This is a genomic window from Pedobacter glucosidilyticus, assembly GCF_002483235.1.
Lineage (GTDB): Bacteria > Bacteroidota > Bacteroidia > Sphingobacteriales > Sphingobacteriaceae > Pseudopedobacter > Pseudopedobacter glucosidilyticum_B.
Map to the genome: position 1 here is coordinate 234,911 of NZ_DLHN01000021.1, position 14,132 is coordinate 249,042.

Here is a 14,132-nt window from a genome sequence, read left to right on the forward strand (position 1 = left end):
AATTAAATTTAGATGATGATAAATTCTAAATAAAAAGCGGATAATTTTATAAAAGCTTTTGCTTTAAATTATATTTGTTCCTGAAGTAAAACTTATAAGAATGCCCATAAGAGGAAATCAGTTTAAAACCAATACGTTTAGAGAGGAGAGAAAGCCAGCTGCCGATGCAGAGGGAGGTTTGCCCTATAAAAAGGAAAAGAAAGAGTATTTTCCGGCCATAAGTTTTAATAATGACCGTTTTGTAAAGATTGTAGGCTTGTTTTTACTTCTATTAGCTATATATTTTGCTGTAGCTTTTAGCTCTTATTTATTTACTTGGGAAGAAGACCAAAGTTATGTAAGTGATGCCAATGGTGGCTGGACAAATTTGTTTAAAACAGCAGAAGAATTAGCTTCAAATGGGGTTTTAAACCCTGATATACAAAACTGGGCTGGTAAATTGGGTGCGCTATTGGCCCATCAATTTATCTATAAATGGTTTGGTATCGCTTCTTTCTTATTCATCTTCATTTTTGTTGTTTTAGGTTATAGGTTGCTGTTTAAAGTAGTACTTTTTCCTGTATCAAGAGTTTTCGGTTATAGTTTCTTCTTGCTAGTTTATACTTCTTTGTTTATTGCCTATTTTCATCATTTTATTGCAGAATATCCTCACTTTTTAGAAGGAGAATTTGGGTTTTATCTGAACCAAATATTGGTAGCGCAAATAGGATCTGCTGGTGTAGGTGGCTTATTAGCATTTGCAGGTTTAAGCACCTTGGTTATAGCTTATAATATTGATTTTAACCTTCCGGAGAAAAAGATTAAGCCTCATCAAGAAATTGAAGAAGAGGAAGAAGAAGGTGATATAGCAAATATCCGACTTGGAAAACCAGAGCTTGAAGAAGAATACCCATCAGAGCCGGTTGAGTTTCCATTAAATACCAAAAGACAAGCGCAAGAGGTTATTATCCCACCAAAAGCTATTGTAGAAATAGAAGAACCAAAAGAAGAAAATATTGTTCAGGAGTTCGAAACACCTGTAAATCAGTTGTTAAAAGAACAGCCTGTAAGAAATACCCCAAATCTGGACTTAGAAACTATCATCCCAACGGCAGCAGATACAGAGCCAGAGGAAGAAGTAGAACTGATGGTAGAAAAAACACCAGAGGAAGCTAAAGCAGAAGAATTGGTAGAACAATTTGGTGCTTTTGACCCAACATTAGAGCTTTCTTCGTATAAAAACCCTGTTCTAGATTTGCTGGAGCAATATGGTAGCAATAAGATTTCTGTTGATGCAGAAGAGCTAGAGTCAAACAAAAATAAAATTGTTGAGACCCTTAATAACTATAACATCGAGATAGAAAAAATTAAGGCTACAATTGGTCCAACGGTTACTTTATATGAAATAATCCCTGCACCAGGGGTACGTATCTCTAAAATTAAAAACTTAGAAGATGATATTGCATTAAGTTTAGCGGCTTTAGGTATCAGGATTATTGCACCAATGCCAGGAAAAGGAACTATTGGTATAGAGGTGCCTAATCAGCATCCAGAAATGGTTTCTATGCGGTCTATCATCGCTACAGAAAAATTCCAGAATACAACGATGGATTTACCTATTGCCTTAGGTAAAACCATCTCTAACGAAGTTTTTATTGCCGATTTAGCCAAAATGCCACACATGTTAGTAGCAGGGGCAACCGGGCAAGGTAAATCTGTAGGTATTAATACTATACTGGTTTCTTTATTGTATAAAAAGCATCCATCGCAGCTAAAATTGGTATTGGTAGATCCTAAAAAGGTTGAGTTAAGTTTGTTTAGAAAGATAGAAAGACATTTCTTGGCTAAGCTTCCTGGTGAAGAAGATTCTATCATCACCGATACTAAAAAAGTTATCCATACTTTAAATTCTTTATGTGTAGAGATGGATCAGCGCTATGATTTATTAAAAGATGCAGGGGTAAGGAATTTAAAAGAGTATAACGAGAAATTTATCAAGCGTAAGCTAAACCCAAATAATGGACACCGTTTTTTACCGTTTATTGTTTTGGTGATAGATGAGTTTGCAGATTTAATGATGACTGCCGGAAAAGAGGTAGAAACGCCTATTGCTAGGTTAGCACAATTAGCCAGAGCTATTGGTATTCACCTGGTATTAGCTACACAAAGGCCATCGGTAAATATTATTACAGGTACTATTAAAGCTAATTTTCCAGCTAGGCTAGCTTTTAGGGTTACTTCTAAAATAGACTCGAGAACCATTTTAGATTCTGGAGGTGCAGACCAGCTGATAGGAAAAGGAGATATGTTGTTATCTACCGGTAGCGATTTAATTCGTTTACAATGTGCTTTTGTAGATACGCCAGAGGTGGATAGGGTAACCGAGTTTATAGGTAACCAGAGAGGATATTCATCAGCTTATTTACTTCCGGAGTATGTAGGAGATGATAGCGACCCTGGCAGTGTGAAAGATTTTGATCCATCAGACCGCGACCCGATGTTTGAAGATGCTGCTCGTTTAATTGTGATGCATCAGCAAGGCTCTACGTCTTTAATCCAGCGTAAGCTTAAATTAGGATATAATAGAGCTGGTAGAATTATAGACCAGTTAGAGGCAGCAGGGGTTGTAGGGCCATTTGAAGGAAGTAAAGCAAGAGAGGTTTTAATTCCTGATGACTATGCTTTGGAACAGTTCTTGGATAATATGAACAAATAAATTTTTATGTTGAAGTTAAGGATAAGCTTATTAAGTGCCGTTTTACTATTTGTTTTTCAATATACTTTTGCTCAGCCAGATGCAAAAGCTAAGGCTATTTTAGCTGATGTAAGTAAGAAATTTAGAAGTTATAATGTGGTGAAAGCAGAATTCACTTATTCTTATTTAAACAGGCAAAATAATACTCGCGATAACCAAAAAGGAACGCTTTACATACAGTCTAAGACCAATAAGTTTAAAGCTATTTTGCCATCGCAAGAACTAATCTCTGATGGTAAAGTGCAATGGACTTATCTGAAAGAGGATAAAGAAGTGCAGGTTAGCGAGATTGATAATAGTCCGGATGCGCTAAACCCAGCCCAAATTTTCACCATTTACGAAAAAGGCTTTAAATATGTGTACACCGGTGATGTAAAAGCCGGAGCTAAAATTTTGCATAATATAGAGCTGGCACCATTAAGCAATAGATCTTTTTCTAAGATAAAGTTGCAGATAGATAAGCAGAGCAAACAGTTATATTCTTTCTCTGTTTTTGATAAGAATGGTAATATTTACGCTTACACTATCCAATCTTTTACACCAAATATAAAAGTTCCGGCTAGCTTATTTACATTTGAAGCAGCAAAATATCCAGGCGTTGAAGTAGTGGATTTAAGATAGTTTTTTTATGTCTTTAAGCATCACCCAACATACATTAGAAAAATTAGAACATCTTTTAAAAGATTTTGGTTATAAAGTAAGGTACGAGAAGGGTAATTTTAAAACCGGCTTTTGTATTATAGAAACCAGTAAAATGGTGGTTGTAAATAAGTTCTCTAATTTAGAAAGCAAGATAAATGCTTTGGCAGAATTAATTAAAGGCTTGGAATTGGAAGATAGCCATTTAAGCGATAAGCAGAAACAATTTTATTACTCGTTAAAACAAACTAAACTACAGTTTTGAAAGTCACGTTTTTAGGCACAGGTACATCACAAGGAGTTCCAGTAATTGCTTGCAACTGCGAAGTTTGTACTTCTCTCAATGCCTATGATAAACGTTTGCGTAGTAGCATCTTGATTACTTCTGATGAAACTACTTTGGTGATAGATTCTGGTCCGGATTTTAGGTACCAAATGCTGCGTAACCAAATCCAGCACCTAGATGCCGTAGTTTTTACACACGAGCATAAAGACCATATTGCAGGTATGGATGATATTAGAGCTTTTAATTACAAGCAACAATCTGCGATGGAAATTTATGCTACAGAACAAGTCCAGAATGCGCTTAAACGTGAGTTTTATTATGTTTTCTCTGATTTTAAATATCCTGGAGTTCCGCTAGTAAATTTAAATACCATCCATGATGAAACTTTTATGGTGGGCGATATAGCGCTTTTACCCATAGAAGTGATGCATTATAAACTCCCTGTAAAAGGTTTTAGAATTAAGGATTTTACTTACATTACGGATGCCAAAACAGTTGCAGAAGAAGAAATAACAAAGATAAAAGGGAGCAAAATATTGGTGATAAATGCCTTACAGAAGGAAAGACATATATCGCATTTTACATTGGATGAGGCTATCGCTTTTGCAGAGTTGATTGGAGCTGAGGAAACTTACTTTACGCATATCAGTCATAGATTAGGTTTGCATGATGAAGTAAGCTCATCATTACCAAAAGGTATTAAATTGGCTTATGATGGTTTAAGCATAAATATTTAAAGCTTAGCTGATTTTTAAATAAAAAATTATATTTGCAGCAGATACCCAGGTGGCGAAATTGGTAGACGCACCATCTTGAGGGGGTGGCGCCTTACGGGCGTGGCAGTTCGAATCTGCTCCTGGGTACTTTTTTGATGCAAAACCGCTTATACGTTCTGTATAGGCGGTTTTTTGTTTTCAAATCGTTTTATTATTCACTTTATTGAGGGTTTGTTTTCAAATCTTGAAGGTATTTTTTATGCAAAAATTACTTATGCTGTTAGATTATTTGAGCATATCTAGCGAAGTGATTTTAAAGAATATAAAATCAATAAATTTATGATAGAAAAGAAAACGCTACTTTTTACAATAGTTAAAATGCTAATATTTAGTAAAAAATATTTTTTTTGGACTTTAGTTTTATTTATAGTAGAACTTAGTATTGCACTTTATATTCGAGATGCTTTCGTAAGACCTTATGTAGGCGATTACTTGGTAACTATATTTATCTACTGCTTTGTCAGAACCTTTTTTAAAATTAAAATATGGAAAGTATGTTTAGCAGTTTTACTGTTCTCTTATATGGTAGAGGTTCTTCAGTATTTTCATATCGTAAATGTGTTAGGTTTACAAAATAATATTATCATGAAAACTGCTATAGGCTATGGTTTTGAATGGTGGGACTTATTAGCATATACTTTAGGAATTGTTACAGTACTAATATTAGAACCACAATCTAATAACTTCTTTAGAAAATCTAACTGAGGATAAATAGAATAATAGTTATGGAGACAATAATTAAGATAATTTAACTTTGAAATACAAAGTACTTTTATTTATTTTGTTGTGTAAATTATTAAATATGAAATCTTTTTTAAAATTCTTTCTGGTAGTTATATACATATTCGGCTTTATAAGCTTTAATCTGGATTTAGTAACAACTCACAATTTATCATATCATAATACATTTATATATGGTGGTAATGATGGTATAAACTGTTATTCTCCATTTGCAGATGAACATTTATTAACATTAAATTTTTTTTCATTTACCTTCTATCTCTGCTTAATTATCGTTTTAATTTGCAGAAAGTTACTTCCTCCCATATTATTAACTTTTGCTTCTGTTTTTATAATGATTGGAGTAATCATTAATATGATTGTTTTATTGCATTTATCCCAACATAATATTGGTATTTTAGGTTTTTACAACAAAGATATTAATAGTACTACAGAACATATAGGGGCATTTTCATTAAACGCACCTTTAAATATTATTGTTGGAACAATATTAATTTTCAAAATTATAACTCAGGAAATAGATAAAGGAAAAGGTAGGCGTTACGATAATGAATTTTTAAACTCTTTAAATAATTTCATGATAAAAGCAAGTAGAAATCCTTTATGGTTATTCATTTTATGCTTGCCATTTTTATTAATTGCAATCTTAATTTTAACTTTTTTTGGGCAAGAAAGTACCTCTTTAATCAAGGTATTTACAGAAACTGCAACTTGGCGGTTTTCTCAGCATTCTTTTCCGCATCCAATTCCTGACACTAGTAAAGGTGGGCATTATTTATGTACGGTAGCAGCAGTCGGAAATCCTAAGCTAGTTAAGCCAATAAGGTTAGGAAAAAGACATGGTAAGATGATTGTTGTAAACAGACAGCTTTTAATTGCTAATGCTTTCGAAGAACTTGTACAGGATTTCTCACCAAGACTTCACAAAATTATCCGTAACAATTATGATAAATATGGCTTAAACATTTCTAAGCAGATTAATACTATTTTTTGGTCAAATACTGTGTATATATTAATGAAGCCATTAGAATGGTTTTTTCTAATTGTATTATATATTTTTTGTGCTAAGCCCGAGGATAAAATTAATAGACAATATGCGCTATGATGAAATACTTGATTTTTTTACCCATTGTAGGTGTGTTTATCTATTACTTTGGAAGGTTTGATAAACCAAACCCAGAAGTAGGTAAAGTTGTTTTTGATATACCTCTATTAATTGGCAAAAATATGGATCAAATTATGGCTACATTCCAAAAGGAATCTAAACTGTATAAAGATTCTACTGTAGTAAATAATAACGTTTTTAAAAAAGATGAAAATTCTGAATTTATTAGATGGAATACAACAGATAAAGATGGCTCTATTACATTTTTATACCGTAAAGATGGATGGGAATTAAGTGTTTATTCTGATTTACATAAAAATATTACTGATATCATGCTATCTGTTGATAGGAAATTTAATAGAATCGGCTTCTATCAGGCAGATGACCTTTTAATCATTGGAAATTTAAGTCAATATTCAGATAATTATAGCTTAGAATTTACAGACCTCTTCAACAGGAGTTTTGATTTAAGTACTAAAAGAAAATCTCAAAATTTTTATGAATTAAGGGTCTATCATAAGTATACGATTGCAGATGATCCTATATCAGGCCAGATTGTTTTTAATGTACCTCATTTTATCAATAAAAATATTGATGAAATCATGAGCTTCTTTGGTAAATCTCCTTATGATTATACAGATTCCATATCAGATGCAAACTATATTCATAAAAAAGATATAAATTCTATTTACAATCAAAACAAGATATTTAATCAAGGAAATTTTAAGTATACAATTAACGGTTGGCAACTAGTTATTACTTTTAATGTTAAAAATCGAGAAATTAAATACTTAGAAATCAACGCTGAAAGTGAAGTTTTTAATGGTTTCTTTAACAAGGAGGAGATTTTAAAAATTGCTAATCTGGATAGTTCCTTTTCTGATTATAAAGTGATTTTTCGTGATCGCTTTCATAAAGAGACAGATTATCCTTCTAATGATTATCATAATTTTAATGGTTTAAAAATTATACCTAATAAACCTTCCAGAAAAGAAAATTTAGATATCATTATAATTCCTGATTAAAATCGCTCCTGTTATTAATTTAAAAAAAGGTAATAATGATTAGCAAGGATGATTAAGATTTAGATAGAATGCTAAATCAGTTAAGGGAATAATTTGTAGATTTCTTTCCTGTGAGCTATGGTAATTAAAACAATAGTGTTTTTATCTATTGCTTTACACCTATACGATAATCCCCAGATTTTATTCGATAATAATTCTTGTAACCCTGTAATTTCTTTATTTTACTAGTGTAGTGATTTAGCATTTTCAAGTTCAGTACAGATTTTTGCTAATTTTAGTTTAATATCTGAAACTTTAAGCTTATCAAGACTTTTTATGAAAGATTTATCAATTTTTAAATCCATTTAATCTTCAGAAATTTTCTTAAACAAAACTTCTTTTGAAACATATTTACCAGTTTCGGCTTTTTGCATCATTTCTCCAAATAATAAATCTTCCAAATCATCTGTAGAAATAGATTTTACATTATCTCCCAATTTTTTGCAAGAGAAGCTAATATTTTTAAATTTTAGGGTTTTTTACTTTCAATAATTAATGCAGCCATTTGGGTGGTTATTTACACAAAAATAGGCAATAATTTATTTATATTTAACTAGTTTACATGAATGATAATCAATAAGTTAGTATAGGATTTCGATAATAATCTATTTAGCTTTGAGCTATAATTAATTCTATATATTTTTGATTAAGACCTATATAAGTTTTATGACCCAAACAAGCCCACATCACCCAGATGAATACATTGCTCAATTACCTTTAGAAAGACAGGAGGTGATGCAGAAATTAAGAACAACTATTCTTGATAATCTACCAGAAGGTTTTACCGAGGAAATGAGCTATGGGATGATAGGTTTTGTTGTGCCACATTCTTTATATCCAAATGGCTACCATTGCGACCCTAAATTACCTTTGCCTTTTATCAGTTTGGCATCTCAAAAGAATTTTATAGCGCTTTATCACATGGGTTTATATGTGGATGAAAATCTGTTAAAATGGTTTCAAGAAACCTATCCTCAACATAGTAAAGCTAAATTGGATATGGGGAAAAGTTGCATCAGATTTAAGAAAATAAATGACATTCCTTTTGCATTAATAGCTGAGCTTGTACAGAAAATGAGTGTGCAGGACTGGGTTAAGATTTATGAAAGCAACTATCTGAAAAAGTAAATTTAGTTTACAGCGTCCAGACTAGCCATCTTATTATATTTATTCCTATAAGCAATAGGTGTTAATCCGGTTATTTTTTTAAATAGGCTTCTAAAAGCTTTAGTATCGGTATATCCAACAGCATACATCACTTCATGAATATTCTTACGGCTCGATTCAAAATTTCTTTTGGCATATTCCATTTTCACCCGGTTGATATAAGCTAATACCGAGTTATTGGTAGCCAGTTTAAAACGTCTTTCAAAACTCCTTCTGCCTAGTTTTACCAAATCTGCCAACTCATCAATGGTTATTTTTTCTTGGATATGGAGGTCTATATAATCTTGTGCCTGTTTAATAGCGTCATCTTGATGGTTTTTCTGCCCTTGAAACATAGCAAAAGCAGCCTGACTTTCTCTATCAATATCAACAGCAAAATATTTAGATGCTAAAATAGCGGTTGGTCTATCGGTATATTTCTCTACTAAGTGTAACAGTAAATTCCAATAAGAATTAGCCCCTCCGCTAGAATATATGCCATTTTCTTCGGTAATGATACTGCCGTCAACAACTTCTATATTAGGAAACATAGCCCTAAACTCGTTTTGAAAACCCCAATGCGTAGAACATTTTTTTCCTTCCAATAAGCCTGTAGCAGCCAATAAAAAAGCACCTACACAAAGTGAGGCTAACTCTGCACCTTCCTCATATTGTTGTTTTATCCAAGGTAAAAACGCCTTGTTTTTAGCAATAGCACTTTGCATATCTCCAAACAAAGCAGGAATCACTACTAAATCTGTTTGTTTGATGTCTTCTACTAATTTAGAAGTATTTACAGAGAATAAGCCATCATTAAGTTTAACTTCCTTTTTTAAGCCAACCAGTTGAACTTCAAATAAAGGATTTTTACCCGCAGCCATCATGAACTGGTTTACAGCCGAAAAAAGATATTGAGGGTCTGCAATGGCTTGCATAACCGAACTTTCTGGTACTAAAATACTTACGCGTTTCATATAAGACGTTTAAATGGTTTTTCTAAGATAAAATTAATTGTCGTAAATCACCCCTTTATTGACATTTATACAGGTTTCCTTTTTTAAAAGAAGTATCCATATTTGTATAGTAACAACATCAAAATATAACCTATTAAACTCAAGACATGGAAAAATCAAAAATCACAGTTCAGGCTAATATAAGTGCTCCACTAGAAAAAGTATGGCAATATTATACGCAGCCAGAACATATTGTTCAGTGGAATTTTGCAGATCCTAGCTGGTATTGCCCATCTGCCGAGAATGATATGCAAATTGGCGGTATTTATAAAGCCCGTATGGAAGCTAAAGATGGCAGCTTCGGTTTTGATTTTGAGGCGGTTTATACCAAAATTAAAGAGTTTGAAAATTTCAGTTATGAATTTGGTGGTAGAACAGCCACTGTTACTTTTCAAAATCTAAATCAGCAAACGCTTGTAACAGTAACTTTTGACCCTGAAGATGAAAATCCTATCGATATGCAGCAAGCGGGTTGGCAAATGATTTTAAATAATTTTAAATCCTATACAGAAGCATCTTAAATCTGAAAACATGAATAACCTAATTTACCCTTGCTTATGGTTTAACCACGAGGCTAAAGCCGCAGCAACGTATTACAGCACCATATTTCCAAACTTTAAAATTTTAGATGAAAATGAATTAGTAGTAGTTTGGGAGCTTAATGGTACAAGATTTATGGGCTTAAATGGTGGTCCACAATTTAAGTTTAACGAAGCAGTTTCCTTTATTATAGAGTGTGCTAACCAAGAAGAAATAGACCATTACTGGGATAAGCTTACTGCCAATGGTGGCTCAGAAAGTATGTGCGGATGGTGTAAAGATAAATATGGTGTTTCTTGGCAGGTAGTTCCACAAATATTAGGGACATTAATGTCTGATCCTAATCAAAGAGATAGAGTTGTAGCTGCATTTATGCAAATGAAAAAATTCGATATACAAACCTTAATTCAGTCAGCAAATGGTTAACAATAAGTTTGAAATAGAAATCAATGCCTCAGCAGCAAGAGTTTGGCAGGCATTAACTCATACCACTATGTTAGAAAAGTGGATGAAAAATGTAAAAGTAGAAACAGATTGGAAACAAGGTAGCACCATCATCTATACCTGTTATGACGAAAAGGGCGATATATTTGTCTGGAACGGGCAAAAAATGGTTTGGGAAGGCATTATCAGGATCTTTGAAGAAAATAAAGAATTTACCTGTTCTTATCCAGATAAAAGTACTGGACTGGTAGAGGAAAGCTATATCTTAGAAACCTTATCAGCTAACAAAACTAAATTGTTTCAAACACAAGTTTTTGAGCAGCAAGAAGTAGCTGATGCTTACCAAGAGGGCACTTTAGAAATGCTTAACTTATTAAAAGCTTATGTAGAAGCTCATCATAGCCATGTTTAAAATTTGCGCTTACTTAAGCTTTAGAGGTAATTGTAGGGAAGCGATGATGTTTTATCAGCATTGTTTGGGTGGTCAACTCAGTTTTCAAACGGTAGGAGAATCACCTATGGCTACGCAATTACCCTATATCATTCAAGATTTTATATTACATGCCATGCTCATTACCGATGATTTTGCGCTTATGGCAAGTGATATCACACCAGAAAGCGGACTTTTAAACGGGAATGCGCTTTCGCTGATGCTACATTGTCATGAGGAAGAAGCCTTATATGGCGCTTTTTATCAATTATCAAAAGGTGGTATCGTTAAACAAGCTCTTGAAGAAACTCATTGGGGAGCTTTATTGGGCGAGATTATAGATAAATACGGTCATCATTGGATTTTAAATTTTAATGGAAATAAACTATTACAAACAACATGAAAAAAGAAAAAATTATTTTTTGGGTTTCTACTAGCATTATAGCCTTATTTGAAGGTGTTATGCCTGCACTAACATCGCAAACAGAATTGGCTAAAGAAGGTATCAGACATTTGGGTTATCCCGAGTATTTCGGAAATGCTTTGGTAGTTTTTAAAATAATAGGCGTTTTAATCCTCATTATCCCACAAATTCCTAAAAGAATAAAAGAATGGGCTTATACCGGTTTTACTTTCAATTTTATTTTTGCAGCTATTAGTCATAGTTTTGTTGATGGTATCAACTTTCAAACCTTTTTCCCATTTATTATTCTGGTTATATTAATGCTTTCTTACGTGTATTATCATAAGCTGCAACAAAGGCAAGAAGTTTAGGAGGATTTAGTTTTTAGCTTTACCTTTGAAATGAAGACACTTAAAAACATCAACCCAAAATGGAACAAACACCTCCGCAATCCTTATTAAATGGTGCAGCAAGACCTTTTGTACAAACTTATTTTCACGGTACCAAGGCAAATCTTCAACTTGGAGAACATATAGCCGTTGGCTTTAACTCTAATTACGGTCAGCAAAAAAATGCTCAGTATATATTTCTATCGGCAACTTTAGATGCTGCAATTTGGGGTGCAGAATTAGCTTTGGGCGAAGGTAGAGAAAGAATCTATTTGGTAGAACCTACTGGCGAGTTAGAAAATGATCCAGATTTAACAGATAAAAAGTTTCCCGGAAATCCTACGAAGTCTTATCGCTCTAAACAACCCTTTAGAGTGGTAGGAGAGGTAGCACTATGGCAAAGGCATCCAAAAGAACAAATTGAAACTATGAAAGCGGCTTTAGCCAAACTTAAAGCCGAGGGAGTTAATTCTTTAAATGATGGAACAGTGTAAACAATGTTTGGATAACTTATTTATGCTGAGTAAGTATATTAGCTCTAAACCATCAAGTGGGGTTTACAATAAATGAATGTGAGAATTTAGTACTCTCATTTAATAATTTATTATAAAACAGATATTAAAAAAGCCTATAGAAATAATCCTATAGGCTTTAGTGTGGAGTCGGAGGGATTCGAACCCTCGTCCAAACATGGGATGAGTTGCGCTTTCTACATGCTTATTTTGTAATTGATTTTCGAGCTAAAGTTGGCCACAAACAGCCTGCTTTAACCTTAGTTTCTTTGGTTGTCGGGATGAGCTCGAAACTAACTTATCCTTATTCCGGCTTTTCGGTGCTTCCATATCGGGTGTCGCCAGACATAACTCCCGGGAAACATCCTGCTTCCGCTACTTTAGCGAGACGAGGCTAATTTTAACTCGGTTAAAATTAAGCAGCAAGAGCGTAATTATTTTCGCCTTTTATAGTTTGAGAATCCTGATTATAGCGATGTTTTCTCAATTCGCTGCATGCTTACACACTGATCTTCCATCCTGTCAATTCCGGTCGACCCCATTTGTTTCTAATAAAATGCAAAACTAAACAATAGTTTTAGCAAACTTAACTATAAACAATTTCTTTTTCTTTATCAAACACCCTGCCAGGGTAAACTTTTAAAGCTTCTTCTAAACATCTCATAGCCTTTATCAAGTCAGGCTTATTTAAAACATAAGCTAGTCTAAGCTCATTCTCACCAACACCTGGTGTAGCATAAAATCCTGAAGCAGGAGCCAACATTACGGTCTGATTTTCATAAGCAAATTCCTCTAACATCCATTGGCAAAACTTATCAGCATTATCAATAGGAAAACGGGCAACTACATAAAAAGCTCCTCCTGGGTTAGGGCAAAATACACCCTCCATTTTATTCAAAGCCTGAACCAAAATATCTCTACGCTCAGCATACTCATGGTTTACTTCTGTAAAATAACTATCTGGTGTAAAAGTAGTAGCAGCGGTACCGGCGATTTGTTCTACCATACCGGGGCTTAACCTTGCTTGTGCAAATTTAAGCGCTGTTGCTATAACTTCTTTATTCTTGGTGATCATGCAGCCTAATCTTGCCCCACAAGCGCTATAACGTTTAGATACCGTATCTATAATGATGACATTATTTTCAATCCCCTTAAAGTGCATAGGAGAGAAAAACTGTTTATCATCATAACAAAACTCGCGATAAGCTTCGTCTGCTATAATAAATAAATCATGCTTTAAAGCTAAAGTCTTTAAATCTTCAAATTCTTGCTTGGAGTATAAATAACCAGTAGGATTGTTAGGATTACAAATCATAATCGCCCTGGTTTTAGAAGTAATTGCTTTTTCAAACTCAGCAATAGGAGGCAAAGCAAAACTATTATCGATAACAGACAAAATAGGCTTTATAACACTGTCACTCTGGCAGGCATAAGCGTTATAATTTGCATAAAAAGGTTCTGGAATAATAACTTCTTCTCCTTGGTTTAGGCAAGTCATTAAACTTATAATAATAGCTTCGGAACCTCCAGTAGTTACCAAAATATCTTCAGGCGTAATGTTATAACCTAATTTATTATAATAATCAGTTAAAGCATCTCTGTAAGAAACAGTTCCTTCAGAGGCTGTATAAGCCCAAACTTTAAAGTCTATGTTTTTAATCGCATCCAACATTACAGCTGGAGTCTCAATATCGGGTTGACCAATATTGAGATGATATACTTTTTTACCATCAGATTTTGCTCTCTCAGCAAAAGGGGTTAGCTTCCTGATAGGCGAAGCTGGCATTTGTTGTCCTTTATTGGAAATTTTAGGCATAATCCACAAAATTAGTGGTTGTTTGTTTAGGGTTTATGGTTTAATCTTTTTTAACAAAGAAAAGCCTTTCCTGAAATTACAGAGAAGGCTTTTC

Annotated in this window: 17 protein-coding genes, 1 tRNA gene and 1 other RNA gene; 15 read left to right on the forward strand and 4 right to left on the reverse strand. The window is 33.4% G+C overall.

The annotated features are described in order from the left end of the window. The first annotated feature begins 100 nt into the window (after window positions 1–100). The 8 genes from B2745_RS07630 (at window position 101) to B2745_RS07665 (ending at window position 7,306) form a co-directional block, all read left to right on the forward strand. Window positions 101–2,695 carry an FtsK/SpoIIIE family DNA translocase gene (locus B2745_RS07630; RefSeq protein WP_304064950.1) on the forward strand — a complete coding sequence of 865 codons (2,595 nt, stop codon included), beginning with the start codon at window positions 101–103 and terminating at the stop codon, window positions 2,693–2,695. A 6-nt stretch (window positions 2,696–2,701) separates the two neighbouring features. Further along, window positions 2,702–3,355, forward strand: coding sequence for a LolA family protein (locus B2745_RS07635; RefSeq protein ID WP_304064952.1), 654 nt, complete (start codon window positions 2,702–2,704; stop codon window positions 3,353–3,355). Between the two features lie 7 nt (window positions 3,356–3,362). Beyond that, window positions 3,363–3,638: a hypothetical protein gene (locus B2745_RS07640; RefSeq protein ID WP_304064955.1), complete on the forward strand. Its 276-nt coding sequence runs from the start codon at window positions 3,363–3,365 to the stop codon at window positions 3,636–3,638. Then, complete coding sequence (locus B2745_RS07645) at window positions 3,635–4,396, forward strand: MBL fold metallo-hydrolase (RefSeq protein ID WP_304064958.1); 762 nt, start codon at window positions 3,635–3,637, stop codon at window positions 4,394–4,396. The genes B2745_RS07640 and B2745_RS07645 overlap by 4 nt, the downstream gene beginning before the upstream one ends. 43 nt (window positions 4,397–4,439) lie before the next feature. Beyond that, a tRNA-Leu gene (locus tag B2745_RS07650) sits at window positions 4,440–4,522 on the forward strand. A gap of 231 nt (window positions 4,523–4,753) precedes the next feature. Then, the gene (locus B2745_RS07655) at window positions 4,754–5,140 is read left to right on the forward strand and encodes a DUF2809 domain-containing protein (RefSeq protein WP_304064960.1); all 387 of its coding nucleotides are present in this window, start codon (window positions 4,754–4,756) and stop codon (window positions 5,138–5,140) included. A gap of 97 nt (window positions 5,141–5,237) precedes the next feature. Next, window positions 5,238–6,281, forward strand: coding sequence for a DUF6688 domain-containing protein (locus B2745_RS07660; RefSeq protein WP_304064963.1), 1,044 nt, complete (start codon window positions 5,238–5,240; stop codon window positions 6,279–6,281). Then, complete coding sequence (locus B2745_RS07665; RefSeq protein WP_304064965.1) at window positions 6,278–7,306, forward strand: hypothetical protein; 1,029 nt, start codon at window positions 6,278–6,280, stop codon at window positions 7,304–7,306. The genes B2745_RS07660 and B2745_RS07665 overlap by 4 nt, the downstream gene beginning before the upstream one ends. A 344-nt stretch (window positions 7,307–7,650) precedes the next feature. Here the strand turns inward: B2745_RS07665 and B2745_RS07670 are convergent, their stop codons facing one another. Continuing rightward, a complete protein-coding gene (locus tag B2745_RS07670; RefSeq protein WP_304064967.1) occupies window positions 7,651–7,782 on the reverse strand; it encodes a hypothetical protein in 132 nt (43 codons plus the stop codon). 229 nt (window positions 7,783–8,011) lie between these two features. On the opposite strand from B2745_RS07670, the gene B2745_RS07675 reads away from it, so the two are divergent. Then, window positions 8,012–8,473 (forward strand): DUF1801 domain-containing protein, encoded by a 462-nt coding sequence (locus B2745_RS07675; RefSeq protein ID WP_304064969.1) that lies wholly within the window; start codon window positions 8,012–8,014, stop codon window positions 8,471–8,473. A 2-nt stretch (window positions 8,474–8,475) separates the two neighbouring features. On the opposite strand, the gene B2745_RS07680 is transcribed toward B2745_RS07675, so the two are convergent. After that, entirely contained in the window at window positions 8,476–9,465 is a 990-nt protein-coding gene (locus B2745_RS07680; protein ID WP_304064971.1) for a GlxA family transcriptional regulator, read from the reverse strand. A 146-nt stretch (window positions 9,466–9,611) separates the two neighbouring features. On the opposite strand from B2745_RS07680, the gene B2745_RS07685 reads away from it, so the two are divergent. Genes B2745_RS07685 through arr form a run of 6 tightly spaced genes read left to right on the forward strand, consistent with a single transcriptional unit; the run spans window position 9,612 to window position 12,204 of the window. Next, on the forward strand, window positions 9,612–10,025 hold the full coding sequence (locus tag B2745_RS07685; RefSeq protein ID WP_304064974.1) for an SRPBCC family protein: 414 nt from the start codon (window positions 9,612–9,614) through the stop codon (window positions 10,023–10,025). A 10-nt stretch (window positions 10,026–10,035) separates the two neighbouring features. Next, window positions 10,036–10,470 (forward strand): VOC family protein, encoded by a 435-nt coding sequence (locus tag B2745_RS07690; RefSeq protein ID WP_304064977.1) that lies wholly within the window; start codon window positions 10,036–10,038, stop codon window positions 10,468–10,470. Continuing rightward, complete coding sequence (locus tag B2745_RS07695) at window positions 10,463–10,900, forward strand: SRPBCC family protein (protein ID WP_304064979.1); 438 nt, start codon at window positions 10,463–10,465, stop codon at window positions 10,898–10,900. Before B2745_RS07690 ends, B2745_RS07695 begins: the two co-directional genes overlap by 8 nt. Next, window positions 10,893–11,321: a VOC family protein gene (locus B2745_RS07700; protein WP_304064982.1), complete on the forward strand. Its 429-nt coding sequence runs from the start codon at window positions 10,893–10,895 to the stop codon at window positions 11,319–11,321. Before B2745_RS07695 ends, B2745_RS07700 begins: the two co-directional genes overlap by 8 nt. After that, window positions 11,318–11,692, forward strand: a complete 375-nt coding sequence (locus B2745_RS07705; RefSeq protein ID WP_304064984.1) for a DoxX family protein — start codon at window positions 11,318–11,320, stop codon at window positions 11,690–11,692. Before B2745_RS07700 ends, B2745_RS07705 begins: the two co-directional genes overlap by 4 nt. 59 nt (window positions 11,693–11,751) lie before the next feature. Continuing rightward, window positions 11,752–12,204 (forward strand): NAD(+)--rifampin ADP-ribosyltransferase, encoded by a 453-nt coding sequence (gene arr, locus B2745_RS07710; RefSeq protein WP_304064987.1) that lies wholly within the window; start codon window positions 11,752–11,754, stop codon window positions 12,202–12,204. Between the two features lie 160 nt (window positions 12,205–12,364). On the opposite strand, the gene ssrA is transcribed toward arr, so the two are convergent. Beyond that, window positions 12,365–12,762, reverse strand: a transfer-messenger RNA (tmRNA) gene (gene ssrA / locus B2745_RS07715). Between the two features lie 46 nt (window positions 12,763–12,808). Further along, complete coding sequence (locus B2745_RS07720) at window positions 12,809–14,038, reverse strand: pyridoxal phosphate-dependent aminotransferase (RefSeq protein WP_304064989.1); 1,230 nt, start codon at window positions 14,036–14,038, stop codon at window positions 12,809–12,811. Between the last annotated feature and the right edge of the window lie 94 nt (window positions 14,039–14,132).